25 protein-coding genes are annotated in these 26,740 nt (G+C 60.5%); 14 read left to right on the forward strand and 11 right to left on the reverse strand.

Annotation, left to right across the window (positions count from 1 at the left end):
* Positions 1-433: 433 nt before the first annotated feature.
* The 6 genes from B6V73_RS16450 to B6V73_RS16475 form a co-directional block, all read right to left on the reverse strand.
* A complete protein-coding gene (locus B6V73_RS16450; protein WP_088725801.1) occupies positions 434-2,272 on the reverse strand; it encodes an ABC transporter ATP-binding protein in 1,839 nt (612 codons plus the stop codon).
* A 3-nt stretch (positions 2,273-2,275) separates the two neighbouring features.
* Entirely contained in the window at positions 2,276-3,151 is an 876-nt protein-coding gene (locus B6V73_RS16455) for a metallophosphoesterase (RefSeq protein ID WP_088725802.1), read from the reverse strand.
* A gap of 69 nt (positions 3,152-3,220) precedes the next feature.
* Positions 3,221-4,786, reverse strand: coding sequence for an ABC transporter substrate-binding protein (locus B6V73_RS16460; protein ID WP_088725803.1), 1,566 nt, complete (start codon positions 4,784-4,786; stop codon positions 3,221-3,223).
* 63 nt (positions 4,787-4,849) lie between these two features.
* Positions 4,850-5,731, reverse strand: a complete 882-nt coding sequence (locus tag B6V73_RS16465; protein WP_240504164.1) for an ABC transporter permease — start codon at positions 5,729-5,731, stop codon at positions 4,850-4,852.
* A gap of 4 nt (positions 5,732-5,735) precedes the next feature.
* Positions 5,736-6,665, reverse strand: a complete 930-nt coding sequence (locus B6V73_RS16470) for an ABC transporter permease (RefSeq protein WP_088725804.1) — start codon at positions 6,663-6,665, stop codon at positions 5,736-5,738.
* Complete coding sequence (locus B6V73_RS16475) at positions 6,659-7,420, reverse strand: HAD family hydrolase (RefSeq protein WP_088725805.1); 762 nt, start codon at positions 7,418-7,420, stop codon at positions 6,659-6,661. The genes B6V73_RS16470 and B6V73_RS16475 overlap by 7 nt, the downstream gene beginning before the upstream one ends.
* Before the next feature lie 167 nt (positions 7,421-7,587).
* Here B6V73_RS16475 and B6V73_RS16480 point away from each other — a divergent pair, with 167 nt between their 5' ends.
* Complete coding sequence (locus B6V73_RS16480; RefSeq protein WP_088725806.1) at positions 7,588-8,490, forward strand: LysR family transcriptional regulator; 903 nt, start codon at positions 7,588-7,590, stop codon at positions 8,488-8,490.
* Between the two features lie 188 nt (positions 8,491-8,678).
* Here the strand turns inward: B6V73_RS16480 and B6V73_RS16485 are convergent, their stop codons facing one another.
* The 3 genes from B6V73_RS16485 to B6V73_RS16495 are packed head-to-tail and all read right to left on the reverse strand — an operon-like array spanning position 8,679 to position 11,175.
* Positions 8,679-10,412: an ABC transporter ATP-binding protein gene (locus B6V73_RS16485; RefSeq protein WP_088725807.1), complete on the reverse strand. Its 1,734-nt coding sequence runs from the start codon at positions 10,410-10,412 to the stop codon at positions 8,679-8,681.
* Positions 10,409-10,900, reverse strand: a complete 492-nt coding sequence (locus tag B6V73_RS16490; protein WP_088725808.1) for a lasso peptide biosynthesis B2 protein — start codon at positions 10,898-10,900, stop codon at positions 10,409-10,411. Before B6V73_RS16490 ends, B6V73_RS16485 begins: the two co-directional genes overlap by 4 nt.
* 5 nt (positions 10,901-10,905) lie before the next feature.
* The gene (locus B6V73_RS16495; RefSeq protein ID WP_088722155.1) at positions 10,906-11,175 is read right to left on the reverse strand and encodes a PqqD family peptide modification chaperone; all 270 of its coding nucleotides are present in this window, start codon (positions 11,173-11,175) and stop codon (positions 10,906-10,908) included.
* A gap of 138 nt (positions 11,176-11,313) precedes the next feature.
* Here B6V73_RS16495 and B6V73_RS16500 point away from each other — a divergent pair, with 138 nt between their 5' ends.
* Together B6V73_RS16500 and B6V73_RS16505 are read left to right on the forward strand one after the other, a co-directional pair.
* Positions 11,314-12,216: a hypothetical protein gene (locus B6V73_RS16500; RefSeq protein WP_088725809.1), complete on the forward strand. Its 903-nt coding sequence runs from the start codon at positions 11,314-11,316 to the stop codon at positions 12,214-12,216.
* Positions 12,217-13,077 carry a sulfotransferase domain-containing protein gene (locus tag B6V73_RS16505; protein ID WP_088725810.1) on the forward strand — a complete coding sequence of 287 codons (861 nt, stop codon included), beginning with the start codon at positions 12,217-12,219 and terminating at the stop codon, positions 13,075-13,077. It abuts the gene before it with no gap.
* Here the strand turns inward: B6V73_RS16505 and B6V73_RS16510 are convergent.
* Positions 13,074-14,975 carry an asparagine synthase-related protein gene (locus tag B6V73_RS16510; RefSeq protein WP_088725811.1) on the reverse strand — a complete coding sequence of 634 codons (1,902 nt, stop codon included), beginning with the start codon at positions 14,973-14,975 and terminating at the stop codon, positions 13,074-13,076. The two genes, B6V73_RS16505 and B6V73_RS16510, sit on opposite strands and share 4 nt — an antisense overlap.
* Positions 14,972-16,258, reverse strand: a complete 1,287-nt coding sequence (locus tag B6V73_RS16515) for a nucleotidyltransferase family protein (protein ID WP_168174919.1) — start codon at positions 16,256-16,258, stop codon at positions 14,972-14,974. Before B6V73_RS16515 ends, B6V73_RS16510 begins: the two co-directional genes overlap by 4 nt.
* Positions 16,259-16,393: 135 nt before the next feature.
* On the opposite strand from B6V73_RS16515, the gene B6V73_RS20540 reads away from it, so the two are divergent.
* The 11 genes from B6V73_RS20540 (at position 16,394) to wzy (ending at position 26,702) form a co-directional block, all read left to right on the forward strand.
* Positions 16,394-16,612 (forward strand): hypothetical protein, encoded by a 219-nt coding sequence (locus B6V73_RS20540; RefSeq protein ID WP_143597924.1) that lies wholly within the window; start codon positions 16,394-16,396, stop codon positions 16,610-16,612.
* Positions 16,613-17,420: 808 nt separating this feature from the next.
* The gene (locus B6V73_RS20975; RefSeq protein ID WP_206185596.1) at positions 17,421-17,741 is read left to right on the forward strand and encodes a hypothetical protein; all 321 of its coding nucleotides are present in this window, start codon (positions 17,421-17,423) and stop codon (positions 17,739-17,741) included.
* A gap of 292 nt (positions 17,742-18,033) precedes the next feature.
* Positions 18,034-18,396, forward strand: coding sequence for a MarR family EPS-associated transcriptional regulator (locus B6V73_RS16525; protein ID WP_088725814.1), 363 nt, complete (start codon positions 18,034-18,036; stop codon positions 18,394-18,396).
* Between the two features lie 172 nt (positions 18,397-18,568).
* Positions 18,569-19,834 (forward strand): hypothetical protein, encoded by a 1,266-nt coding sequence (locus B6V73_RS16530; protein WP_088725815.1) that lies wholly within the window; start codon positions 18,569-18,571, stop codon positions 19,832-19,834.
* A 5-nt stretch (positions 19,835-19,839) separates the two neighbouring features.
* Entirely contained in the window at positions 19,840-21,003 is a 1,164-nt protein-coding gene (gene pseC / locus B6V73_RS16535) for a UDP-4-amino-4,6-dideoxy-N-acetyl-beta-L-altrosamine transaminase (protein ID WP_088725868.1), read from the forward strand.
* Positions 21,000-21,689 (forward strand): pseudaminic acid cytidylyltransferase, encoded by a 690-nt coding sequence (gene pseF / locus B6V73_RS16540; protein ID WP_088725816.1) that lies wholly within the window; start codon positions 21,000-21,002, stop codon positions 21,687-21,689. Before pseC ends, pseF begins: the two co-directional genes overlap by 4 nt.
* Positions 21,686-22,828: a UDP-2,4-diacetamido-2,4,6-trideoxy-beta-L-altropyranose hydrolase gene (pseG, locus tag B6V73_RS16545; RefSeq protein WP_206185597.1), complete on the forward strand. Its 1,143-nt coding sequence runs from the start codon at positions 21,686-21,688 to the stop codon at positions 22,826-22,828. The genes pseF and pseG overlap by 4 nt, the downstream gene beginning before the upstream one ends.
* The gene (pseH, locus tag B6V73_RS16550) at positions 22,821-23,378 is read left to right on the forward strand and encodes a UDP-4-amino-4,6-dideoxy-N-acetyl-beta-L-altrosamine N-acetyltransferase (RefSeq protein WP_088725817.1); all 558 of its coding nucleotides are present in this window, start codon (positions 22,821-22,823) and stop codon (positions 23,376-23,378) included. The genes pseG and pseH overlap by 8 nt, the downstream gene beginning before the upstream one ends.
* Positions 23,375-24,424, forward strand: coding sequence for a pseudaminic acid synthase (pseI, locus tag B6V73_RS16555; RefSeq protein WP_088725818.1), 1,050 nt, complete (start codon positions 23,375-23,377; stop codon positions 24,422-24,424). Before pseH ends, pseI begins: the two co-directional genes overlap by 4 nt.
* A complete protein-coding gene (locus tag B6V73_RS16560; RefSeq protein WP_088725819.1) occupies positions 24,425-25,354 on the forward strand; it encodes a hypothetical protein in 930 nt (309 codons plus the stop codon).
* 19 nt (positions 25,355-25,373) lie between these two features.
* Entirely contained in the window at positions 25,374-26,702 is a 1,329-nt protein-coding gene (gene wzy, locus B6V73_RS16565; protein WP_088725820.1) for an O-antigen polysaccharide polymerase Wzy, read from the forward strand.
* Positions 26,703-26,740: the final 38 nt, after the last annotated feature.

Genomic DNA, 26,740 nt, shown 5'->3' on the forward strand with positions numbered 1-26,740 from the left:
TCCGCGGCATTCGGGACACGCCGAGCGGCAAGGGGGGGCCTGAAAAAAACGCGCAGGAGACCGGTGCGAAAAACAGCGCCGGGAAATTTAGCTATATGACAGACTGTAGGTAGCTTTCTCGAACGGCTGGATTACGGAACGATGCAATAGCGCGCTCAGGGGTTGGAGAATGCCGAGGCGCAAGAACGGCGCGCTGGCCCGCTTGAAGAGAGGCACAGCGTAGCCACGAAGACCGTGCGGCTGATCGTTTTCCAGATGTCCCCTGATCCGTTCGCCGAAGGCAACAAAAAGTCGCCCTGCGCTCTCTCAACCTCGCGTGCTTGCGCCGCGTCCATTTTTTCGCGCGCGCGAGGCTTCGAGCTTGTCGATCACTCGAACTCCTTGCAGCGGGCGTTAGCCCAGCGCCCAACGCCGACGCAGAGTGGCGCCGCTGCTAGATCACCATACTCCCGACGCCTTCGCGCTTCGCTTCACGCGGGGCCTCTGACGCAGCGCGCGTCATCGACTGGTAGGCCATCAGCTCGACCGTATCGCGGATGGCGACGAAATGTCCCTCGCTCACTTCGCGGAGCGCGATACGCTCGGGATCGATATCACGCGGAAGCAAAAGCTTCGGCGGTCGAAGATCGGCTGCGCGCTCGCGCGGAAGCGGTCTGCGTTGCGGGTCCGGATGCGGCACCGCGGACAGAAGCCGTCGGGTATAGGGATGTAGCGGGTTCTTCAGAACGGTGTCGGTCGGCCCGGTTTCCACGACCTGCCCCGCCCACATCACAGCGATGCGGTGACTGACGCGTTCGACGACCGCGATATCGTGTGAGATGAAGAGAAAAGAGACACCTTCTTCCTTCTGCAGCTTGGCGATCAGATCGGTGATCTGGCGCGCGACCGATACGTCGAGGGCCGAGACCGCCTCATCCGCAACGATGATCGCCGGTTTGACCGAGAGCGCACGGCAGATGCAGAGCCGTTGGCGCTGCCCGCCGGAGAACTGGTGCGGGTAGCGATCCATGGCGGCGGCTTCCAGCCCGACCCGCTCCAGAAGCTCGCCCGCCATCGCCCGCCGCTCGGCGCGCGTCATCGGGCTGCGGATATGGGCGGGCTCGGTGATCAGATCATAGACCGGGAGCCGTGGGTTGAGGCTGGCATAGGGGTCCTGAAAGACCATTTGCATCTTTCCGCGCAGCGGGCGCAGTTCCTGCGCCGTCAGGCCGGTCAGGGTCTGCCCGCTCAGCCGGACCCGCCCGCCGGAGGCTGCCTCGAGACCGAGCAAGGTCCGCGCCAAGGTGGATTTGCCGCAGCCGGATTCCCCCACCAGCCCGAGCGTTTCACCGCGCCCGAGGGTCAGCGAGACCTCGTTGACCGCGTGATAATCGAGCGCAGGCCGTCCCGGAGCGGCGCGGCGCACCGGGAAACGAACCGACAGCCGGTCGACTTCGAGGAGCGGCGCATCTGCATTGAGCGGCCGTTTCGGCGCCCCCGCGCCCAGCATCGGCGTCGCCGCCATCAGGTTGCGGGTATATTCGGCCTGCGGTGCGGCGAAGATCTGCCCGACCGGACCGGTTTCGACCTGTTCGCCGCGACACAGCACGACGACGCGGTCGGCGATCTCGGCCACCACCCCCATGTCGTGGGTGATGAACAGCACGGCCATTCCGCTTTCTTCCTGCAGCTCTTTGATCAGCGACAGGATCTCCGCTTGCGTCGTCACATCGAGCGCGGTCGTCGGCTCATCGGCGATCAGCAGATCGGGCTGGCAGGCCAGCGCCATCGCGATCATGACGCGCTGCCGCAACCCGCCCGACAGCTCGTGCGGATATTGCACCAGCCGCCGTTCGGGTTCGGGGATCTTGACCCGCGCGAACGCGGCGCGGGCCGCCGCCAGCGCCGCCTTGCGGTCCAGCCCCTGATGCAGGCGCAAGACTTCTGCCACCTGCTCGCCAAGCGGCATCACCGGGTTGAGCGCGGTCATCGGCTCCTGAAAGATCATAGAGATCCGGTTGCCGCGCACCTGCTGCATCTCGCGTTCCTCGAGCGCCGTGATCTCGACCGGCGTGTCACCGTCGAGATCGATGCGTCCGCCGGTCAGGCGCCCGCCCTCGCGTTCGATCAGGCGCATCAGCGCCAGCGCGGTGGCGGATTTGCCCGAGCCGGACTCCCCCACCAACGCGACGGTCTCGCCGCGTGCGATGTCGAAGCTGAGCCCCGACAGCGCGATGTGGGAGCCGAAAGCGAGGCTCAGGTTCTGGACTGACAGAAGCGGTGCGCGGCTCATGGATCAACTCGCGGCTGCGGCAGCGCGGCGGACGCGTGCCTCGGGGTGGTCGGCGAAGGACGGCAGCGGGGGCGTCCAACGGCGATGGCGGGGGGTGGTCTCGAAGGAGAACGGATCGTCGCCCACAACCTCCCAGCGGAAGCTGTCGCCCAGTTCGATCATCCCCATCGCGCCGGCAGGTTCGCCCTCGGTGGTGAAGCTCTCGGTCAGCGATTGCTGGGTCAGATGGGTGATGCCGTCAACCGTTGTGACGGTGTTCCAATGCACGTGGCCTGCGAGACAGACCACCGGCACCTTCGCACGCGAGAGCGCGGCACGGGCGCGCTCGGCCATCGGATAGGTCGAGCTGGCGGGGTTGTTCTCGAAATAGTAGTTGCCCAGCTGCGAATGGCCCGAAATCGGCACATGGCTGACCACGAGCGTCGGGCGATCGCTCGCCTGCATAGTGCGCGAGAGCCAGATCAAGTCGGGCTCGGTCAGCACGAAGCCGGAATAGTCGGGCATCCGGCGGATACGCGTATCGGCGCGCCACAGGACGATGCGCCAGCCGCCGATATCGACCACCCCGTGATCGAGCGTCTGGCCGAGGATCCCTTCGTTATCCGAGACCTCCAGGTGATCGCGATCATGGTTGCCGTTGAGATGCAGGATCGGGGCCTCGACGGCACGGAACGCCTCGGCCACTTCGGCTTCCAGGCGTAGGTCGGTGTCGCGGTTCTCATCCGAGATCCGATCCCCGAGATCGAGCACCAGATCGGCCCCGCCGTCGCGAACGTAACGGGCGAAGTCTTCCATCAGGGGCAGCGCCATGTCGCCGCGCTTCGCGGTCGAGGGTTTGCCATGGTGGATATCAGTGACGATGGCGATACGGGTGGACATGCTGAAACTTTCCAAAGAGTTGCGGGAAGGTGCCCGCCGCCACGCACAAGCGGCGACGGGCGGGGAGCGTTAGTTGGAGGCGAAGGAGATCGCCCCGGCGCGGAAATCGAGCACATAGGGGATGTGGCCAGGTTTCGGCGCCCAGGCGATATCCTTGCGCATCGCCCAGCTCTCATAGGGGCGATAGAGCGGCAGCACCGGCGGGTCCTGCTTGATGCGATCCATCAGCTCGGCATAGGCGGCGCGACGATCCGCGACATCCTTGGAGAAGCGGAACTTGTCCCAGGTCTTGCGATAGGCTTCGTCGGTGGTGAAACGGCCTTCCGATTCCGAGGCGGCATCCGGGGCCCACATGACGCCGAACGAGCCGAAGGGGTCCGCGAAATACATCGGGTTCGACCAGTTGCGGGTCATCATGTCCTTGCTGTTGCCGGTCCATTTCTCCGCGACATTCACCTTGGCCTTGATGCCGACCTGCGCCCACATCTCGACGATGGCCTGCGCGGCCAGAAGGCCGTTGGTGTAATAGACCGGGTCGGTGTCATAGGTGATCTCGAACCCGTCATAGCCAGCTTCCTTCAGCAGTTCGCGGGCCTTCTCGGGGTTGTATTCGAAGGTCTTCAGCTCCGGCATGTAGAGGTCGCCGTATTCCTTCATCGTGTGGGTCGAGGGAACGACGGCCTTGCCCAGCCAGAGCGCCTCGTTCAGCGCGTCGCGGTCGATCGCGAGGCTGAGCGCCTGACGGATGCGCGGGTCACGCAGCTTGGGATGGTTGGTGTTCATGATCATGACGTGGAACAGCGGCGTGACGCTGCCCGCGGCCTTGATGCTCGGGTCGGCTTCGATCAGCGACAGCTGGTCGGGCGCGACATTGGTGATCATGTCGACTTCGCCGGTCTTCAGCGCGGTAATGCGCGAGGCGGTTTCCGGGATATGGATCACGGAGACTTTTTCCAGCGGCGCCTTGTCGCCCCAGAAATTGTCGAAGCGGGTATAGACCACGCGCTCGCCGGGGCTGAACTCGCTGATCGCATAGGGGCCGGTGCCGACCGGAGCCATCGAGAAGGCTTCGTAATCGCTGTCCTCGGCCACGTTCGGATCGCCGGTCAGGCCCTTGGTGTAGTCTTCGGGGATGATCATAACCTGCTGCAGGTTCACGAGCGTTTCCCAAAGCGGCTCTTCGCGCTTCACCGTGATGCGGACGGTATAATCGTCGACCTTCTCGGCTTTCTCGAAGTTGTTCAGACGGTCCTTCGAGCGCACCATATAGGGCGGGAAGGTGGCCTGATACATGCGGTTGAGCGAAAAGACCACGTCATCGGCGGTCATCGCTTCGCCGTTCTGGAAGGTCACGCCCTGACGGAGCTTGAACTCCATGACCTTGGGCGAAACGAGGTTCCATTCGGTCGCGAGACCGGGGCGCCATTCGCCGCCGATCTTCTCGTGATCCTTGTCGATCAGCGTGTCGAAGGTGTTGTAGTAGAACTGCGAGCCGACATTCGAGTGGTCGCGGCCGGGGTCGAGATATTTGGCGACGTTGGCAGCGCCGACCTTCAGTTCGCGGGCCTGAGCCCCCGTGACGCCAGCGGCGGCGATGCCGGCGGCAAGAGCGGTGGAAACGAGCAGTCTGAGCATGGGTCTCTCCATTGCAGTGTTTGACGACGGGCGCTTGCGGCCTTCTGTTCTTGTTGCGGGGTGTCAGCGTGCGCGCAGGCGCACGTCGACGCTGTCGCGTAACCAGTCACCGACCACCTGGACGGCGAAGGTCAGCAACACGATCAGCGCGGCGGGGACGATGACGATCCAGGGGGCGGTCGGCATGTAGTCGCGACCGATCCCGACCATCGAGCCAAGCGTCGCGGTGGGGGGCTGCACGCCGAGGCCGAGGAAGGACAGCGTGCTTTCCAGCAGCACGATATTCGACAGCGACAGCGTGAACTGGACCACCAGCGGCGAGACGATATTGGGCAGCAGGTGGGTGAAGGCGATGCGCCGCGGACTGGCGCCGGCGGCGCGGGCGGCCTCGATGAAGGGCAGATGCATCAGGCGCCGCACGTCGCCGCGCACGATCCGGGCATATTGCTCCCAGCCGGCGAGGCCGAGGACGATGACCATCACCTGAAGCGAACTGCCGAAGATCGCCAGCGTGAACAGCGCAATCAGCGTGAAGGGCACCGCGATCTGGGTATCGACCGCCGACATGATCGCGGCATCGGTGCGTCCGCCGACCACGCCTGCCAGCAGCCCGAGCAGCCCGCCCACGAGAAGGCCCAACAGCGCTCCGAGGAATGCCAGCATCAGGGTCAGGCGCAATCCGTGCAGGCTGCGCGACAAGACATCGCGGCCCAGCTCGTCCGTGCCCAGCGGATAGGCGGTCTTCGCGCGCTCGAAGCCGATCGGCGGACGCAGCCGCGAGAGCAGGCTCTGCGCATTGGGATCATGCGGCGCGATCAGCGGGCCGAGAATGGCCATGAGCAAGAGGGCCAGCCCGACTGCGAAAGCGATCTTCTGGATCGTGTTCGTGCCGGTCCAGAGGCGGCGCAGGGCCGAAGGCGCGGGCAGATTGAGGGCCATGGTCATCGGATCACCCTTTCAGTTGATGGCGCAGGCGCGGATCGGCCCATGCGTAGGCAAGGTCGATGGCGGCGTTGATGAGGATGACGGCGATGGCAACGGTGATGACCCCGAACTGGAGCACCGGGTAGTCGCGCCGTATCGCCGAGGAGACGAGCAGGTCGCCGATGCCGGGCCAAGCGAAGATCGATTCCACCACCACCGAGCCGGAGGCAGCGAGTCCCGCGATCTGAAGACCGATCACCGACAGCAGCGTGATCGAGGCGTTGCGCAACCCGTGGCGCAGGATCACCGCGCGCTCGGGAAGGCCCTTGGCGCGGGCGGTGCGCATGAAGTCCTGCCCAAGCACGTCGAGCATGGCATTGCGAGTGAAGCGCGTGAGCGCCGCGATCAATACTCCCGACATCGCCAGCGTCGGCATGATGAAATGCAAAGGCGTTCCGTTGCCCACCACCGGCAGCCAGTTCAGCCAGTAGGCAAAGACCAAGACCATCACGACGGCGAGGATGAAGTTCGGCACCGCGTAGCCGAGGAAGGCCACGACCATCGCCGCGCTGCCCAGCCAGTGCTTGCGCCAGATCGCGGCGATCATGCCCAGCGGGAGCGACACGACGAGGGTGAGGCCGACCGCCGAGAGGAGGAGCTGCGCCGAAGGCCACAAGCGCTCCGCCACGATCTCGATCACGGGTCGGCGCTCGATGAAGGAGAGGCCGAAATTCCCGTCGAGGAAGGCGCGCAGGAAGGCGAAGTATTGGTCCCAGAGCGACCGGTCGAGCTCGTAATAGCTGATCAGGATCTCACGGTCTTCCTGGGTCATGCCCTCGCCCGCGAGGAAATCAATCGCGTTTCCCGACAGGCGCGTGGCGAAGAACACCAGCGTGACGATCACGAAGAAGGTCAGCGCCATCCGGACGAGGGTGCGCAGGGTGTAGCTCAGCATGTCACGATCTCCTGGGCGAGGGTCACGCCGCCCGGCCGGGCGAGCAGGACGAACTCGACCCCTGCGGCCGCCGCCGCGCGGCCGTCTGTTTCAGGCGTGTCGCCGAGAAAGACCGCAGCACCCGGTGCGACGCCGGCGCGCGACAGCGCCACATGGACCAGATCGGGTGCGGGCTTGGCGAGGCTCGATGCGGTGGCGGCGGGCACAGCGGCGCGCGCCGCGGCCCAAAGGGCACCGGTCTCAGGCTGAGGCGTGCCATCCGGGCCGGGGTGGAACGTGTCGGGATTGCTCAGCAGCACGGGTAGGCCTCGCGCGGCCATCGCGGTCAGCTGGGTCAAGTCGGCGAAGCTGAAGCCGGTGTCGCGCGCCAGCAGCACAAGCTCGGGCTGCGCGCGGTCGGGCACCAGCCCCAGCTGGCGCGCCAGTGCCACAAGCGGCGGCGCGGCGAAGAGCGCGACACGGGCACCGGGGCGACAGCGCTGCAGATTGCGGAGCGTTTCCTCTCCCGCCAGCACCATGCGTTCGGCGGCCACCGCGAGCCCCATCAGGCCGAGCCGGGCCGACAGGTGCTCCGCCGTGTCGGTGGAATTGTTCGAGACGACCCAAAGCCGCTCGCCGCAGCGCGCGATCAGCTCGGGCACGCCAGGCAGCACGCGGTCTCCAGCAATCAGACAGCCATCGAGATCGGCCAGGATCGCAGCACGTTCGGGGAGCGGCCCTGACAGGAACTCGGACAATCCGACAGGCTGGGTCATGGGCAAATCCTCTCCGTTCGGGGCCTCGGCCCCGTTCGCGCGATGCGCGTCTGGTCATGCGGTGATGGGGCGTCGCCCCGGACTGCTCACGGTTTGACGAGCTTCTGTGACGTGGATGTTACATCTGCAAGCTAAGCCGTCGGATGATGAAAGCTTCGGTTGGATCCATGGCGAGCGCCCTGTCGCTTTCCCGCCTGCGCTCGGTGACTGCGGTCGCCGAGGAGGGGTCTTTTTCGGCTGCCGCGCGCCGGCTGGGCGTGTCGCATTCCGCAGTCGCGCAGCAGATTCGCGACCTCGAGACCGCCTTCGGCGTGCGACTGTTCGACAAGCTCAACGGAACCCTCTGCGCGACGCCCCTATGCGAGCAGCTTTGCGACATCGGCGCCCGGATGCGCGAGGCCGAGCATGACGCGCTGCGCATCCTCGAACGCCGAGGCCCGACTGGCAGGCGCCGGCTGCGGGTCGGGCTGGGCAATTCCATGCCGGGCATCGCGATCGTCCACCAGCTTCTGCGCCAGCACCCTTCTTTGACGGTCTCGGTGGAAAGCGGCTCGCATCAGGACATCCTCGCAGCCTTGCTGCGGCGCGAGGTGGATGTCGCGGTGTTGCCCGATCTGCCGAACGATCGCCGGTTCCGCACCGCGCGCGTGCTCTCGCAGGAGGTGGTCGGCATCGTCGCCGCGGACAGCCCGACGGGATTGCGCGACGAGGTCAGCCTCGAAGGCCTGGCGCGGCTGCCGCTGATCTTCCGCTCGCAGGGATCCTCGACGCAAAAAGTCGTCGATCGCGCCTTCCGCGCCGCCGGCCTGTCCCCCGAGCCGCAGCTGATCGCAGACACCCGCGACGCCGTCTATGAGGCGGTGGCCCTGGGCATCGGTGTCGGCTTCATGTGGCGCTTCGGCACTTATCGAACCGATACCGTGCGGCGGCTGCGGATCCGGGACATCCGATCGACGGTGGACGAGGTCGTGTTCGCCCTGAAGGACGAAAGGAACGAGCTGATCGAGCTGTTCTTCAACGCCGCCGGCCAAATCGATCCAGCAGGAGCTGCGGGCGCCGAGATCAAGTGAGAATTGGTGCGCCGAAGCCTAAGTGACTTGGCCTAGATCTCCGCCGCGACGCGTTCGGGAAGCAGCGCCGGGGTTTCTTCGGGAAAAGCTAGCTACATGACAGACTATAGCTAGCTTTCTTGAACGGTTGAATTGCAGGCGGGGCTCGGGATATTTTCCGTCGCGCTGGGCCGCCGTGACAGCAATATTCAGGACGTCAATTCGGCGCCGCGCAGCTCAGACCAACTGCCCATACGCGCGATGCGACCGGCATTCAGCTCGATGACCTGATCGGCATGCTCGAGCGTGGCCAGACGATGTCCGATGAGCACGATGATCAGATCGCCATGCAGCCGCCGCAGAGCGTCGCGGATCGCGAGTTCATTCGCCGGATCGAGCGCGCTGGTGGCCTCGTCCATGATCAGAAGGCTGGGCCGGGCCAGAAGCGCCCGAGCGATCGTCAGGCGCTGGCGCTCCCCTCCCGACAGGCGCATGCCATTTGCCCCCACGACAGTGTCCAGCCCGTTCGGCAAGTTCCGCACGAAACCAGCCGCTGCCTTGTCCAATGCCTCCAACAGCGCCTCTGTCGTCGCCGCCGGGTTGCCCCACAACAGATTGGCGCGGATCGTATCGTCAAAGAGGAACACCTCCTGTGGCACATAGGCCACCGATTGGCGCCACCTGACCCGCATTTCGCCTCGCACGCGCACGCCGTCGATCAGCAAATGACCGGCATCCGGCTCGATCAATCCCATCAGCACATCGGCGAGGGTGCTCTTGCCAGCGCCAGACGGTCCGATGATCGCGGTCGTCGAGCCTGCCGGCAGCGTCAGATCGATCCCCGCCAGCGCGGGAGGGCTGCGCTCTTCATAGCGCAAGCCGACGTCCTGTAGGCCGATAGATTGCGCGACGTTCCAGCGCGCCGCCATCTGCGCAGGAGCCGCTTCAGCATGGGCCGCGCTCTGCTCGAGAAAATCCAGCACCGCTGCCAGCGGCGGTTCAGCGTTGATAACGCGGTGCAACATCTGCTGGGCCGAGGCGAAAAGTGGCATCAGGCGGCTGAAGAAGAAGGTAAGCGCCACGAGTGCCGCCAGCGGAACCTGCAGATAGGACCAACCGATCAGGACATAGCCCGAGATCAGGACGGCCCCGATGATCTGCTGCGAGGCAGTTGTGAGGCTGGTGATGCGCCCCAGCTTCAGTTGCCCGGCCCGAACCCGGGAGATTGAGGCAATCAGCCGTTCGATGTGGCGGTCATCCGTCGACAATGCCTTTAGCGTCTTCAATCCGCTGACGCTGTGCTGAACGTCCGCAGTCATGGCACGATTTGCCTCGAGCTGCTGCCCCCCCAATTGATGGGCACGCGCCCGGATTCCCCGCATCGCCGCGAAGCCCACTCCTCCAGCCACCGCGGTCAGCGCCGCCATGGACGGTGACACGACCGCTGCCGCCACGAGATAGGCGACAGCCGCAGACAGGCTGGTGACCAGCGTCATGCCGGAGTGCAGCCCGTTCCCGATCCGGTTCACGTCAGTCATGACCAGCGACATGTAATCGCTGTGCTTCTGGCGCGTCAGCCACCGCCAGTCCGCACGGTTGAGATGACGGATGCAGTCGCCCCGGAAACGATCGACGACGTCGTGCTGCAATCGGAGCCCTTGAAGGTCACGTCCGTATTGGATCGCGCTCCGCAGCGCCACCGCCCCCACGAAAAGTCCAAGGACGACAGCGGGCGTAAGCGGCAGCCCTGTCGCCGCGATGCCATCGACAAGCCGCGAGGCCACCGCATTATGGAACTCGGCACCGCTCATGGCGGAAAGCAGAGGCACCAGGAGGATAAGACCGACCCCATCGGTGAGGCTGCTTGCGGCCAGGAGCGCGGCAAACACCCACAGGCGCCAACGTGGCACGCGCCGCAAGGCCTGACGCCACGGGGCGATCATGCGTCTTGCCCTGTCATGGGCGCATGGTTGGCAAACACGCGCACCACGGTGAATTCTCCGAAACTAGCGCCCCCGGTCACGGGCAAGCCCCCCGTCATCACCCAGGCATGCGCGTTGATATCGCCTTGGACATCCGCAGACCGCCTCACCCCGAAAAACAGTGTGTAGGGGATACCGTAGATCCCGAGCAGAAGACGCGCCACAAGCGCTTGCGGGAAGCAATTGGCAACCCAGGGCGAATATTTGACAGCCAGCGCAACGACCTGCCGGATCCGAGATGCACGATGAAGTTGCCGGGGCGTCGCAAGGGCAAGCCATGCATCAGCGCCAAAATCATGACCATAAGCCAATACGAGCCGTTTGTGCGACAGGCGCAGGATAGCCAGGCGCGCCAGTCCCAGAAGCAGCCATGTCGGCGCGAGCCAGACGAGCACGAAGACGGGCGTGCGACACACGCTGCGCAGTTTTCGAGCAACCCGGTCGACCATCGACCTCAGGCCGGCGTGACGAGGCCGTTCTCGGCCAAGTTATCAAGGAAGACGGATACATCTGCGCGTGCAGTCTCTGAATCGACCTCGTAGACGGCACAGATAGCGTCAGTCAAAGAGGATACGGTTTGGGGCTTTTCCAATAGTTTCCAAATCAAGGTCCCGACACCACGAATGCCGAAGTAGGTCCCCTTTTCGATATCCATCATGACCGTTTCATCGTCCATCGGCGTCGCCAGAGTTTTCTCGGACTGACGATACGCTTGTTCGGTCATCGTGATGTCTTTCTAAATCAACGTCGCTAAAAGGCACCGCTACAAGAGACCCCGCCGGGACGCAAGAACACCGGTGCTTGTCCCCCAAAACGAAAACCGTTAGCTCGGTCATCCGACCATCTCAGGCCAGAATATCCCATGACCTTTCACTACATTACCTACGGACTGGTCTTTGCCTCCGATCTGGAACTGCCGGAACTTCAATCCATATCCACCGAGAAAAGCGTCGCGGACGTGGCAATCAAGTTCGGGCCGGTCCCTGCCGACGGGCTGCCCGGCGGCCGACAAATTTCGCCTTTCATCTGGGTCGGAACCGACGATTTCTGGCTTGAAGTGCCGCAGGTCGCGCGCTTCCGGGTTTCGGACAAACGGCAGATCACGATCGATCCTGCACCGGGCATCGATGAAGCGTCGATCCGGGTCTTCCTTTTAGGGTCGGGCTTGGGCGCTCTCCTGTTTCAGCGTGGGATGCTCATCCTGCATGGCAACGCGATCGAAATCGACGGCCACTGCATGGTCTGTGTCGGCCCGTCCGGTGCTGGCAAATCGACGCTGGCCGCAGCCTTCGCCCAGCGCGGGTATCGGCTTCTCGCTGATGACGTCGTCCCGATCGACCCTGCCGGATGCGCCGTGCCGGGTTTTCCCCGTATCAAGCTCTGGCAAGACACGGCTGACAAACTAGGCATCCAGACTGACGAGTTGCAGCGTATCCGGCCCGAGTTGAAAAAATATAACCTGCCTACCCGCACCGAATTCTGCGAAGATCCACGGCCTGTTCGATGGATCTACCGGCTCTCACCTCATCATCGGAGCGACATTACCCTGACCCCGTTGACTGGGATCGAAAAGTTCAAGCGGCTTCGAGAAAACACCTACCGACACCGGTTCATGGTGGGCATGTCATTGCAGGCGACCCATCTTGAGCAATGCGGCGCCCTCGCCAATCAAGCCCGGATGGCACTGGCCGAACGACCATCGGACGGATTCGAGATCGATCGCCTCGTCGATGCCTTGTTGGCGGATGTCAAAGGGAATTCATAGATGGGAGGGATTTACTGGCTCGCGTCATATCCCAAATCCGGCAACACATGGTTTCGCGCAGTGCTCGCCAACTACATGTCGGACAGCGAGGCACCGGTCGGCATCAATGAGCTGAATACCGGTGCCATCGCCAGCAGCCGTGGCTGGGTCGATGACGTCATCGGTTTCGACACGGCGGATTTGACCCAAGCGGAAGTGCAGTCACTCCGCCCGCAAGTCTATCGCTGGGCAAGCCGCGACGACGCTGTCGGCTATCACAAGATCCATGATGCCTATAGCTGCGACGATGATGGCCGCCCCCTGGTCGATGACCTTGCGACGCTCGGAGCGATCTACTTGGTGCGCAATCCGCTAGACGTGGCCCCGTCGCTGGCCAATCACAATGGCATCGACATCGATGGTGCAATCTCGCTGATGGCCAATCCGAATCATGCGCTCGCCCGCGGCACCAAAAGTCTGAAGGACCAGTTGCTGCAAGTCATGGGGACATGGTCGGACCATGTAAACAGCTGGACCCGGGCGCCGGATCTGAACCTTATGATCCTGCGCTACGAAGACATGCTTGCAAAACCGACCGAAGCATTCGGGCAGGCCCTCACCTTCCTGGGGCTTTCGGTCGAGGCCACGCGCTTGGCACGGGCGATCGGCTTCAGCACGTTTGAGGCTCTGTCGTCGCAAGAGGCGCAAACCGGCTTTCGAGAGCGCCCGGGCAAAGCAGAGCGTTTCTTCCGCGAAGGCCGGGCGGGAAGCTGGCGCGAGACGCTGACATCGGCGCATGTAGACCGAATTATCGGCACGCATCACGACGTAATGACGCGCTTCGGCTATCTCGACGCCGAGGGCAATCTTCCGCTCCCCTAGATGTCGTTCCGACCCGCCAAAAAGCGGATGAACCGCGCCGTCGTCAACCCCCGGGACAGCGCAAACGAAAGCGTCGCGGCATGGGCGGGCGTCAGCTCCGCCTGGCTTTCGGGCATGGTCTCCACCGCCCGCCTCAGGCGCTGAAGGTCGAGGCGCCCGGATACATCCGGATCATGGGTCAGCCAATCAAGCTCGTCGATGATCGCATCCCGGCGACCCTTGAGACGAATGAACCAGTCCGCCGCCTGCCGTCCTCGGCGGGTTTCCTTAAGGATCATTTCGGGCACCTTCCCCGCCAGCATCCGACGCGCTAGCCAGCGTGTGACGCCCCTTTTGCGATACTGTGTGGCAGGGATGCCGAAGCAATACTCGAGAAGCGGGCGATAGGCGGTGGGGTCGCGAGACGGCAGACCGTGCAACCGGTCCATGGCATACATCATGTCCCCGCCTTCCGTAGCGGCGTTCCCCATGAGAGTCCGCCGAAAACTCTCGACCGAGCGGATAGCCAATCCAAAGCGATCGACCCCGCTCCCGATGCTGCGTTCTGCGACCTTCATGTCGGCGGCAAATTCAGGGTGTATAGGGGACCAGCTGTCGAGCGGATCGTCGAACACGGCACCGCGCTTGCGCAACACGGCTCTTTGCTGCGCTGGTGACAGGAAGGGAAGCACCGCCTGCGCCACGACCCGGTGCGCAAGCTTGCGGCGCGACCCGCCATGCCAAAGCTCGGATCCCGCACGCCCGATCCGTCGCTGCCGCAGCAAGTCCGGCAAAAGCCCGGTCCCGTCATAGCTGAATGTCAGGTTTCCAAGGGCGCCAGTCAGCAGAACATCAGCCCCGTCTGCCTTTGCTGCTTTGCGAATATCGTGAATCCAGTAAAGGTTGGCCCCGTTACGCGGCGCCACTAATGCCGTTTCGAAAAGCTCGCGCTGACAATAGGAAAGCTCCCGGTCGCCGCCGGTGATCCAGCGGGGCAACAGTTCCGGATACATGGCCGCTAACGCTGTGACATGCGCCCGCTCGTCCCCGAAGGTGGCCGCAGCATCGCTTTCCTGCCAGTCATCGCGAGGCACGGAGGTATAGGACATCAAGGCTTGGCCTCGACGTGCCCGCATCGTGTAGGCGGCAACGGCTTGGCTGTCGAAGCCCCCCGAAAGGCTGATGGCCGGGCGGTCAAACCCGTCGAGCATCTGTTCGACGCTCTCCGCGAACAGCGCGTCAGCGGCATCGACATAATCCTGGTCGTGATTGAAACGGACGGGAGGAATATCGCCGATGTCGTAGTAGTGGCTAACCGTAACACCCTCCGGTGTCGCCTCGGCCCGCGCGCCTCTTGGAAGGCGGATCACGCCCTCGAACCACCCGCGCTCCTCCTCGGCATAATTAAGATAGAGGCTGTCGGCGAGCTTCTGTTGATCGACACGACGTTCGACCAACCCTGTCGCAAAAATCGCACCCGGAGTGGAGGCGACAATCAGGCTTTCCGCGTCGGACCAGTAGTAGAGGGCGGGCGCCCGGATCGGGCTACGGACGAGGCGGATACGCTTTCCCCCGTCCTGAAGCAGGATCGCGGCATAGGCACCCGCAACGTGGGCCTCGGCATCCTCGCCCCAACGGAGGCGAGCCGCCGCGTAGAGGTCAGCACCCGATGCCGCGGGGCAACCCAATTCAGCCCGCATCCGGGGCGCATTGTCGATCGCGCCGCAAAAGAGCAGGACATCGCCGCTCGGCAGATGGGCAAGACTCTGCTCCCCGAAAGCAGTCCCATGGGCGACAACCGCATTGTGCTGAATTGAAGCCTCCCCTGCCTTGCCCCCCTCTGACAAGGCAGCCGAAAGACGAGGGGCAAGCTGGCGTAACGCCGATTGGTCGCCCCATCGCGTGAGAAGCGCGATCATCGGTCGCCTCCGGCCTTGGTGTGTAGCGTGGCTCCGGCCGGTTGCGTCCGTGGCTCGGACAGGAAATTGCTGATAGCACACAGGCTTTCGACGTCGCTTTTGGCGGTCCGGCTCACCCGGCTTCGCAGCATGCTCGGTAGGCGCTGACTGAAAAGCCGCTTCCAATGCACGGGATAGCACAGCCAAAGCATGAGAGCCCCCGACTCGAAGGGATACGATCTTGCAAGGTGTCGCCTGCTCGGAAAAATCCGTGCTTGGAGCTCACGAAATCGACCTGAAAGAGGTGTCGTGGAACTTAGGGCAACTCTCAGCTTGGCGTCCCTGCGACTGTGAAAATCTTGCAGAAGGCTGCGCGCGGCATGCCGCACGACATCTGGCGAAGCATCGACCGCTTCGCGCGCTTCAGTAGTCCACGCGACGCCGATATCCCCGCACAGGGTCTCGGCCAGCCTCAAACACAAGGCCGCGCCGACGACGGCACCTTCATCTTCGGCCAGTTTCCAGAAGAGAGGCCAGTCGATCGCAGAAGACGCCAACAGCCATTGAATATCCGCCACCCCAAGCGGTCCATTATCGAAATTGTGCTGATAGGCTGCATGCACGCAGAGGTGCAGCAGGAAGTCTTCCGGCCCCGGAAAAATGAGGGCCTCACCCTGAAACGACCTGGTGATCGCGCGGTCAAACAACTGCTGAAAGTTGGCCTGGCGACCAGCGGATACCGCCCGCGTATCGGCCAACCGAAAATGCATTTCGATGGTTCCACGCCCACCCCCGGCGCGCAGCGGAGGGAAGTGCTGCCCTTTCTCCAGAAACGCGGACGGAACCCCCGGATACTCGGGATGGCGCGTAAACCCGGCGCCAATCATTGCCTCGTAGGCCTCCAAAGCCCGATCCATGGGCACCAAAATATCCAAGTCACGCATCGGCCGAAGCCCGGCCTCGGGATAGCAATAGAGCGAAAGATACGCCCCCTTGAGAAACAGATGCGGAATGCCCGCGGCGTCCAGGATGCGGTGCGCGTTGAGGATCATGCTTTGCATCGCCAATGTGCGAAACGCGGCATTTGTCCGCATGCGGCGAAGAGGTTCGCGCAGCGTTGCGGGAAAAAGGCCATCACCGGCTCTGGCCTGAACCGCGTGCATGAGCAAGGGACCAACACGATGCTCCTGCGCCCAGGCCAGAACGATCTCGGCCTCGTCTTCCGTTAGCGACACATCCTTGGCACTTGGACGGTCGGCCGGCGCGAAAAGGAGATCGAGCAAGAGGTCTTTCAATTGGTCCATGGTCAAAATATCTCGTCCTTGGCGCCCAGGATGCATGCTGTTTGAAGTCCCGCACATTTCTGCGCCAAGCGTTTCAGATAGTGCCGGGTTTCTTGTTGCCAGCGCACGCCCCCGTGAGTTATCGAGGATGAGCTTGTGGCACGGGACATCCAGACCGACAAGCCAACTTGGGCGCCATATTTTCTAGGAATCGACATGAACGACACTTTCGAAAAACTGCATAAATCCAATCAGGAACATGGCGAGGCTAAGCTGCAATACGCGCGTCCGGAACTTGTCACGGTTGACGTGAAGGATGTGACGGAATTCACGATTGGCCCAGGGGGTGATGGAGTCACTTCAGCAGCCTCCTAGATTGCGCGGCCACCGTAACAGGTGGCGACGCAGCCTTTAAGGCGGCGCCGCAGCCGCAGGTGTGACAGCCCACTGGCGAGGAGAAGCTTCGTGGAAGAAGATCGATGCTATCCTTGCCGCTGCGGTGCTGAGCGCCAGTAGCTACCAATCGGGGGCATTGTCGACGCCATCTGGAAACACGCGTCCGAATGTGGCGCGCCGATTTAGGCGGCGGTCGATGGCGGGAAGTCCGACCTGAGTTTCATGCGGCTGACACCCGAACCCCGGGACGGGTCTAGACCTAGGTCCGATGACATCTCGGTCGACTACGCGGCGATAGAGTGGACCGACAACCTATCGATTTTTTCTTCGTCGCTGGCTGGTCAGACTTGGGTTCTTCGGACGCCGCCTGGCGCAGTCGCTCACGACGACCCCGGCGCGGTGATCTCGGGTGCGGTGTCAGCGATCAATTGCGACGACAGGCTGGCGCGACCCGAAGAGGAGCGGCGGGATTTGGGCTTATGCGGCGAGCGGAAGATAGCGCCGCCACGACACGGACAGAGCCCAGCTTCATCCTCCGCCGGGAGCACCTATAGACGGGTCGAACAGATTGGCTCGGGTCGCCACGACAGCGTCCGGTGACATCGTCCACAGCGACGACTTGCTCGCCCATCAAGACGTCCTTTCCCGCGTTGCAGGCGCGTTTGAGGACCCGCAGGTTGAGGCGGCCTTCTCTAATCCCGATTATGTCTCGCAAGCCGATACGACAAAGGTCGTCCGGCACTGGGCCACCGGCCCCTATAGCGCTGCGAAACTCAGACGAGGCTGGATGCCGGCCCACCCCACCCTCTACCTCCGGCGCTCGGTCTACGTGCGCCTCGGCGGCTTCGACACCAGCTTCCGGATCGCAGCCGATTACGACTTCATCCTGCGCTATTTCTCGCAAGCAACCAGTCGCTCGGTCTACATCCCCGAGGTGCTCTACAAGATGCGCCTGGGCGGTGTAAGCAATCGCAATCTCGCCCGGATCCGCGAAAAGATGGGCGAAGACTGGCGCGCGATCCGCGGCAACAAAGTGGGCGGCGTGATGACGATTGTGAGCAAGAACTTTTCCAAGCTTGGTCAATTCGTGGAGCGGCAGAAGGGCTGACTCACAGCGGGTTATGCCCAGAAAGCGCACCCGGCTCCGCGCGTCTTCCTGCTTATTTGCACGCCTCCCACAGGTAGAAAACTCCGGGCTCGACATGCGCGACTTCACACGCCCGTGACTTCCCTTGCCGAATGACTGAATTTGCATAGACACCCTTTTAGGAGTTGCAGCAGTCTGCTACCGCTCAAATTTGAACGATGTCGGATTTTCGACTCCAAATTAAGAACGCCCCTCCCCTCAGGCTGACCCGAGTCAGCGCTGGTGCGGTAGCCTGCCGGAATGCGAGCTTCTGATGGCAGGCCAGCGCAGCAAGGTCCAGGAAGATATCCGCTTTCGCATCCTGCGCCTTCTCGAAGAAAACCCCGAAATGTCGCAGCGTGAATTGGCAGACGCGGTTGGCGTTAGCACCGGAAGTGCAAACTACGTGCTGAAAGCTCTCGTGGAAAAAGGCTTCGTCAAGCTCGGAAACTTCAAGGCGGCAGAAGACAAGAGGCGCTACGCCTACCTGCTGACGCCGAAGGGCGTAGCAGAAAAGGCTGCGATTACGCAGCGGTTTTTGGCACGGAAGATGGCGGAGTTTGAGGCGTTGAAGGCGGAGATTAAGGCGCTTCGCGAGGAGACTGAAGCAGAAAATAACAATCTCAAACCACGATAACCCTTTGCCTTTCTGACGACACATAACACATCTATAAATTATATTCGCAGAAAGCCTTGAGCGGAATATTAAACAATTCACGAGCAAGCCTCAAGAGGCCGTGAAAAGCGGTAACAGCCACCGGCCACTCACGCTGAATTAAAGCTGCTCAAAAAATAGAAATTGAGAAGTCTTGAATAGTAAATACACTCGCTTCGTAAATGTTGGCTTGCGCACCACCACACTTGGCACGCGATTCCTATTCGTATTCATACTCGCCAAGTTTCTTGACCCTGCAATTGTCGGTTATTACGGGATCTTCACCGCAACGATTGGGTATGCCCTATATTTCGTCGGGCTGGATTTCTATACATACATGACGAGGGAGGTTCTGCGGGCACCGATGAAAAAGCGGGGCCAATTCCTGAAAGCTCAAGTGATGTTATCTGGGGGCCTCTACATAGCGGCCATACCAATTGCCTTAGCGATCATTAGTCGCATGGATTGGCCCATTACCTTGGTCTGGTGGTTTTTTCCAATTCTTATTCTAGAGCACTACAACCAAGAAATTATGCGGCTTCTCGTAGCGCTCTCAGAACAGCTTTCTGCAAGTCTAGTCTTATTTCTACGTCAGGGCAGCTGGGCCATAGCGATCAGTGTCTTGATGACATGTGAGCCCGCAAGCCGGCAATTGGGTGATGTGCTGGCGTTATGGGCAACGGGCGGCATCCTCGCAGCGGCATTTGGGAGTTGGCGAGTTTGGAGACTTGAGATGGGAGGATGGAGAGATTCTGTTGATTGGCTTTGGGTGCGCAAAGGCTTGACCGTTAGCCTCGCCTTTCTGACAGCGACGCTTTCACTACGCGGAATACAGACTTTTGATAGATATTGGGTCGAGACACTCGGTGGCGTGGAAATGGTTGCAGCTTACGTTCTCTTTATGGGAGTAGCCGGTTCATTGATGGTGTTTTTAGACGCCGGTGTTTTCTCTTTTACATATCCAGCGCTCATACACTGCAATCATCAAGGTAATTACGAAAAAGAGTGGAACCTCCTTCGAAACGCACTTCTTCAAACGATTTCCATTGTGATCGCATTTGGCTTCTTAAGCTGGCTAGCTTTACCATATCTCCTAAATTGGATTGGAAAATCAATCTATCAAGCCGAGATTAGCCTATACCCTTGGATACTGTCTGCCACAGCGCTCAATGCGCTGGGAATGATTCCACATTATGCGCTGTATGCACGCAGGCGCGACAAGCCCATCATTCTAAGTCACATTGTTGGGCTATTTATTTTTGTCGCTTGCACTTGGATGATAGGGCACAAGGTCGGCACATTGGCCGTGCCAATCGCGCTAAACCTATCATTCTCTCTGATCCTTGCCTGGAAACTCTTGGCCTTTTTCTCGACGAGAACACTTCACATAACGCCAGTTGATAAGGCTCCGAAATGGTGAAAAACATGATCCGCTATGGACAACAAGACATCACTCAGAGTGATATTGATGCAGTTGTTCACGTATTGAAATCAGTGAACCTCACTCAAGGGCCTAGTATACCGGCGTTTGAGAACGCCGTTAAAAATGCCACCCAAGCAACTCACGCGATAGCAGTCAACAGCGCAACTTCTGCTCTCCACATTGCCTGCCTTGCTTTGGACCTCGGCCCAGGCGATTGGCTCTGGACAACCCCAAACACCTTCGTTGCCTCTGCCAATTGCGGTATCTATTGCGGCGCGCGGGTTGATTTCGTCGATATCGACCCAAAGACTTACAACCTTTGCCCGCAGTCGCTTGAGGAGAAGCTTCACCGAGCTGAGAAAGACGGCCGTTTGCCCAAAGTTGTCGTGCCGGTCCATCTGTCCGGGCAGCCATGTGACATGGAGGCCATCCACGCCCTTGGGCAGCACTACGGCTTCAAGATCATCGAAGACGCATCGCATGCAATAGGCGGTCGCTACAAAGGCGATCCGATCGGCAATGGCCGCTATAGCGACATCACTGTATTCAGCTTCCACCCAGTCAAGATCATAACGACTGGTGAAGGTGGCATGGCGGTCACCAACGACGATACGCTGGCCACTCGGCTGGGATTGTATCGCAGTCACGGCATCACCCGCGATCCTGAACTGATGACGCAGGAAATGGACGGTCCGTGGTACTATCAGCAAGTTACGCTCGGCTACAATTACCGCTTGACTGACTTGCAGGCAGCACTGGGCGTTAGCCAGATGGATCGTCTTTCGCAATACGTCGCCCGCCGTCACGAGATCGCAGCGCGCTATGACTTACTTTTGGCAGATCTGCCGCTGACTCTGCCTTGGCAGCACCCTGATAGCTACTCGGCGTATCATCTCTATGTCATCCGTCTCAAGCTTGACGAAATCGCACCGGCCAGTCACCGGAAGGTGTTCGAGGCGCTTCGAGCGAAGGACATCATGGCAAATCTGCATTACATCCCAGTTCATACCCAGCCTTATTACCGAAAGATGGGCTTTGGATGGGGTGATTTTCCGCAAGCGGAACAATATTATCGCGAAGCGATCAGCATCCCGATGCACCCCTCGCTGACCAACGAAGAGCAAGACTTTGTCGTCGAAGCTCTCAATGAGGCAATGAGCCAATGAAACTAGCGGTCATCCCGGCGCGTGGCGGAAGCAAACGGATTCCGCGCAAGAATATAAGGCCGTTCGGCGGGCGGCCGATGATCGCTTGGTCGATTGGGGCCGCCCGCACGAGCGGGCTATTCGATCGGATAATCGTCAGCACCGATGATAGAGAAATTGCCGAGACCGCCCGAGCCCTCGGGGCGGAAGTCCCCTTTTTTCGCCCGGCAAACTTGTCTGGCGACTACACTGGAACCGTTCCGGTGATCGCTCACGCCGTTGACTGGCAGAACACCCAAGGCGAACCGGCCGAAGAGGTTTGTTGCATCTACGCGACGGCGCCATTTATTGAAGTCGATGATCTACGACGCGGCCTCGTCATCTTGCAAGAAAGCGGGGCGGACTTCGCTTTTTCTGTGACGCGCTACGCAGCACCGATCCAACGAGCGCTTCGGGTCCGACTGGACAACCGCGTAGAAATGTTCGACGCGCGTCAGTTCAATACCCGCTCGCAGGATCTAGAAGAAGCTTGGCACGATGCCGGCCAGTTTTACTGGGGACGAGCAGAGGCCTGGCTCTCGGGCAAACCGCTGTTTGGGCCACATGCGGCGCCCGTTGTTTTGCCCCGACACCGAGTGCAGGACATTGACACTCTGGAAGACTGGGACCGTGCAGAGCTTTTGCTCAGAGCGCGAGGCTTTCAGTGATATCTCCGAGTTCTCCTCTGCGCGTCGCCTTCCGCACCGATGCTGCGATTGAGATCGGGACTGGTCATGTCATGCGCTGCCTCACGTTAGCAGCCGCCCTGCGCGACAAGGGTGCGGATTGCGTCTTTATCTGTCGTCAACATGACGGCCATTTGCTCGATTTCATCGCTAAACAGGGTTATGAAGTATTCACGCTGCCGCGCGCTAGCGAGGTGGGGCCCGCCAATCAATTCGAACAAGCCGCCACAGAGCCACCCCATGCGTATTGGCTGGGGACCAGTTGGGAAGCGGATGCTACGGCTAGTCAGAGGGCGCTGGAGGCGTTCGCGTGCGGCGGACATATTGACTGGCTAGTGGTCGATCACTACGCGCTAGACGCGCGCTGGGAAAAGGCGCTTCGCCCCTCCGTTAGCCGCCTGATGGTGATCGACGATCTTGCCGACCGACCACATGAATGCGACCTACTTCTGGATCAGAGCCTTGGCCGGCAGCCAAAGGACTATGCGGGTCTGGTCCCGCCCAGCACGACTTTGCTGCTCGGGCCGCGCTACGCGTTGCTACGCCCTGAATTCGCTGAACTGCGCGCCGAAAGCCTCGCACGCCGGGCGCAGCCAAAATTGCAACGGGTGCTTGTTACCATGGGAGGAATCGACAAGGACAACACCACGGAGCGGGTGCTAAATGCACTCGACAACTCAGCTTTGCCGAGCGAGGTGCGTATCACCGTCGTTATGGGGCCGCAGGCTCCGTGGATCGCCAGAATACGCTCGCGCGCCGAGCGGATGCGCCACACGAGCGAAGTTAGAGTTGGGGTGAGTGACATGGCCCGACTGATGACCGAGAGCGACCTAGCCATCGGGGCGGGCGGCACGACCACTTGGGAGAGATGCGCGTTAGGTCTCCCTAGTGTCACGCTCGTTCTCGCGAAGAACCAAGAGGCGGTGGCGGAAATGCTACATGAGGTCGGGGCCGGGTTAGCTTGCTATGAAACAGATAGCGTCGGGATAGCCCTGCGAGACGGATTGTATCGCGCGAACATGACCAGCGCCCTCGCTGAAATGAGTCGGGCTGCAGCGAATGTGACAGATGGAAAAGGTGCGACTCGTGTCCTTCAACAGCTGGTGCCAATGGATGCCTGAACGTATCCATATCCGGCGCTTGGTTAAGCGCGATTTGCCTCTGGTTCTGACTTGGCGCAATCATCCGTCTGTCCGCAGCGTGATGTTCACCAGCCGCGAAATCGGCCCGGAAGAGCATCGCGCTTGGTTCGAAAAGGCGAGTTCGGCTGCCGGCCGCCGCCTGCTGATCGCTGAAGCCGACGGCAGTCCATTTGGGTTCATCCAATTCGACCGCGTTGAAGTTGGAGGAGTATCCGATTGGGGCTTTTACGCCCGGCCGGGTGCTCCGAAAGGAAAAGGCCACGCATTGGGGCTCGCAGCACTAGACCATGCCTTTTTCGAACTGCAGTTGCACAAGGTCTGCGGCCAAGCATTAACATTCAATGAAGGCTCGATCCGACTGCATCAGCGATTGGGCTTTCATCAGGAGGGCCTTCTACGCGACCAACATCGAGCCGACGGAGCCTACCATCCGGTAATTCATTTTGGACTGCTTCGGTCAGAATGGCCGGAGGCCAAGAAAGCGCTTTTGTCTCGCACTTTTACTCGACATCGAGGATCAAAAGAATGACCAACGCCATGCAAATTGCAGGACGGAAAATCGGAGCGGATCACCCTCCCTACGTGATCGCCGAGCTTTCAGCAAACCACAACGGCCGCCTTGAGACTGCACTTACAATTGTCGAAGAGGCGAAAAGAGCGGGCGCTGATGCAGTGAAACTGCAGACATACAGGCCTGACACCATCACTCTCGACAGCCAATCTGAAGAGTTCCGCATCAGAGGCGGGCTCTGGGATGGGCGCACACTTTTTGAGCTTTACAAAGAGGCCCACATGCCGTGGGAGTGGCACAAGCCGCTCTTCGAGCATGCGCGCCAGCTAGACATTACTATGTTCAGCTCCCCTTTCGATACAACTGCAGTCGATCTACTCGAAGACTTGAACGCACCAGCCTACAAGATTGCGTCGTTCGAAGCAGTCGACCTGCCGTTAATCCGCTACGTAGCGGCGACCGGCAAACCGATGATCATCTCCACCGGCATGGCCAATGATGAAGAGATCGCCGAGGCCATCGAAGCCGCGCGCGAAGGTGGCTGCAAAGAACTGGCCATCCTCCATTGCGTTAGCGGCTATCCGGCGCCTGCCGAAGACTACAACCTGCGCACCATTCCCGACAAGATGTCGCGCTTCGGCCTGGTCACCGGGCTGTCGGACCACACGCTCGACAATACTACCGCCATCGCCAGCATTGCCCTTGGGGCCTCGATCATCGAGAAGCACTTCACGTTCGACCGCAATGGCGGCGGCCCGGACGATAGCTTCTCCCTGGAACCCGCCGACATGGCCGCGCTCTGCCGCGACGCGCACACCGCCTGGTCAGCGCTCGGCAAGGTTGATTACGGCCGGAAATCGAGCGAAGCGGGTAACGTGCAATTCCGCCGCTCGCTCTACTTCGTGAAGGACCTAAAGGCGGGCGAGGTGATCAAACCGGACGCCGTGCGCAGCGTCCGCCCGGGCTACGGCCTGCCGCCGAAAATGCTGGAAGAGGTAGTGGGCAGACGAGCCAGCCGAGACGTAGTCAAGCACACGCCTGTGCGCCATAAGGATCTGGTTTGAATGTTCGCCGCAATAAAAAAATTCTACAGCAAACCCTTCTTGCAAGAAACGCGATCACTGTTCGCAATTATCCTCTACCGGCTGTTTCTCGCAGTGGTTTGGCCGATCTATTGGGCGAAATACCGCCGCGTCCTGCGCCACACCCGAGCATTCATTCGCGAGACCTCCACAGATATCCGAAAGAGGGGCAAATCCGCCTTCGTTTTCGCCAACGGCCCTTCGCTTCGCGACATCGATCTGGCCAAAATCCGGGCACTCTGTCAGACTGGGAAATATGACCTTATTTCCGTCAATTCCTACGCCTCCAAGAGTGCCGAGACTGCGCCACCACGCTTTGCAGTGTTCGCCGACAATGTTCATTTCGCGGGCGGGGACACCCAGTACTCGCGGGATCTCGAAACCTGCGAGAGATTGGGGATCACCTACTTCGCACCGGCAAAATACATCGACGGGAAGAGCCCGTTGCGGATGGGATTTTGTAGTCTATCGAACATCGATGCCGCGAACACCTCGGACATTACAAGGCCGGCGGGCTACTATGGCGTGACCGCCTTTTTCGCACTTTCGCTGGCGAAAATGCTTGGGTACAAAAAAATCTACATCTGCGGCTACGATAACAGCTACTTCCGCGACTTTGAGGTCGGCGACGACGGAAAAATGTTCATCCGGCACAAGCATTATTACGACGACGATGCGGCAGACACGCTCGTTCCCTGCCTATACCGCTCCAGCTCGGAGTTTTTCTTCGACACATACAGGCACTTCAGCTTCCTCGCAAAAATTGCACGCGACGACAGCTCAATCGTCAATGTTGCGAAACGAACATACCTCTCCGACATCTCTATGGATAGGAGCCTTGACATATACAAAGGCACAAAGGATTCCGACACCACTTCAAACGAACTCTCGCCGGGTTTCAAACCTTGCTAGGCAGACCTGAGGTCTCGCATTGTCGATCTTTTTCCAGCTTATCTGGCCGGTCCTGATCCTGCTGGGATTTGTTGCCACCTTTGGTCTCTCCTTCGATTTGGTCGGCTTCAGTTTCCTGCTCACGACGACGCAGTCGGCGCTCTTCCTGGGTCTTTCTGCCACGCGGCGCGCAAGCCTACTGCTGCTGTATTGGATTTTCGCGTTCACCTTCCTCGGCCTGATTCCGTGGCTCCATTACACGAAGGGCGTGACGATCTGGCGCTCATCAGCGATCGCCCCGGCAACCTATGTTGACGTCAACCTCATGATTTTCTTTTCGGGGTTCGCCACGTTCGTCGCTCACAATCTCGCGTTTCGAAAGCGCAGCCGTAGTGTTGCGAAACACTTTTCGATCACCCGACCACAACTGACAGCTTTCTTGCTGGTCGCTCTCGCCGGTCTTGGCTTTTTGGGTGTCCTGTACATCAACAACTTCAACCCGCGCCTGCTGTTCTTTCGAGGCCTTCTCGGCGAAACACGGGAGGCCGTGTTCACCTCTAGTTCATCAGCCTTGGTATTCGGAATGCTAACGAGACTGGCGCCCCCGTTCGCTTTTTATTTCGCCGCCACCGAACTACATCGACATCGGTTTCTGCAGTTGTTTTTGTTTGCCGTGGTGCTTCTCGCAGTCTTTCCCACCGGGGTGGCGCGCTACTTCGTTGCCTACACCTACATTCCGATCCTCATGATTATGTTGCCGGCCATGCGCAGAGGGACGAATTTCGCGCTGACTCTCCTTTTGTCTTTATTGGTTGTATTTCCCTTTCTCGATCAGTTTCGCTATTATTCTGCATCCGAAAAGATTTCCTTGCTACCAACCGAAACCTTCTTTTTTGCAGCGCATTTTGATGCGTATGAGAATTTCGCCAGTGCTTTTGAGGCGCATTTTATTTCAGATGGTTACCAGCTTTTGGGCGCGCTCCTCTTTTTTGTGCCACGCTCATTTTGGCCGGCCAAGCCAGTAGGAAGTGGTTTTGAGATGGCGGACCGGCTGGGATATATTTTCAACAATATATCGATGCCATTTCTCGGTGAAGGATACGTGAACTTCGGAATTGTCGGGGTGATCCTCTTCGGCCTCGTTATCGGCTATCTCATGGGACGCGCAGACCGCACTTTGGGTCCTAGGGCAAACCTAAACAGCCGATTGAACTACCAGAATACGGTCTATTATTTTCTGTTCGGCGGCGTGTTCTTTGTGTTTCGGGGTGATCTTCTTTCCTCGTTCGCATACCTGTCTGCGGGTTTGGTGGTGTCCTGGTCGATCGGGGCCATCCTTCGGGCTATCAATAGCAAGAGGTGCCGATGATGCGTGGCACTTTGATAAACACTGCAGACCTCCACGTT

Origin of the sequence: Thioclava sp. JM3 (assembly GCF_002213185.1) — a bacterium.
Lineage (GTDB): Bacteria > Pseudomonadota > Alphaproteobacteria > Rhodobacterales > Rhodobacteraceae > Thioclava > Thioclava nitratireducens.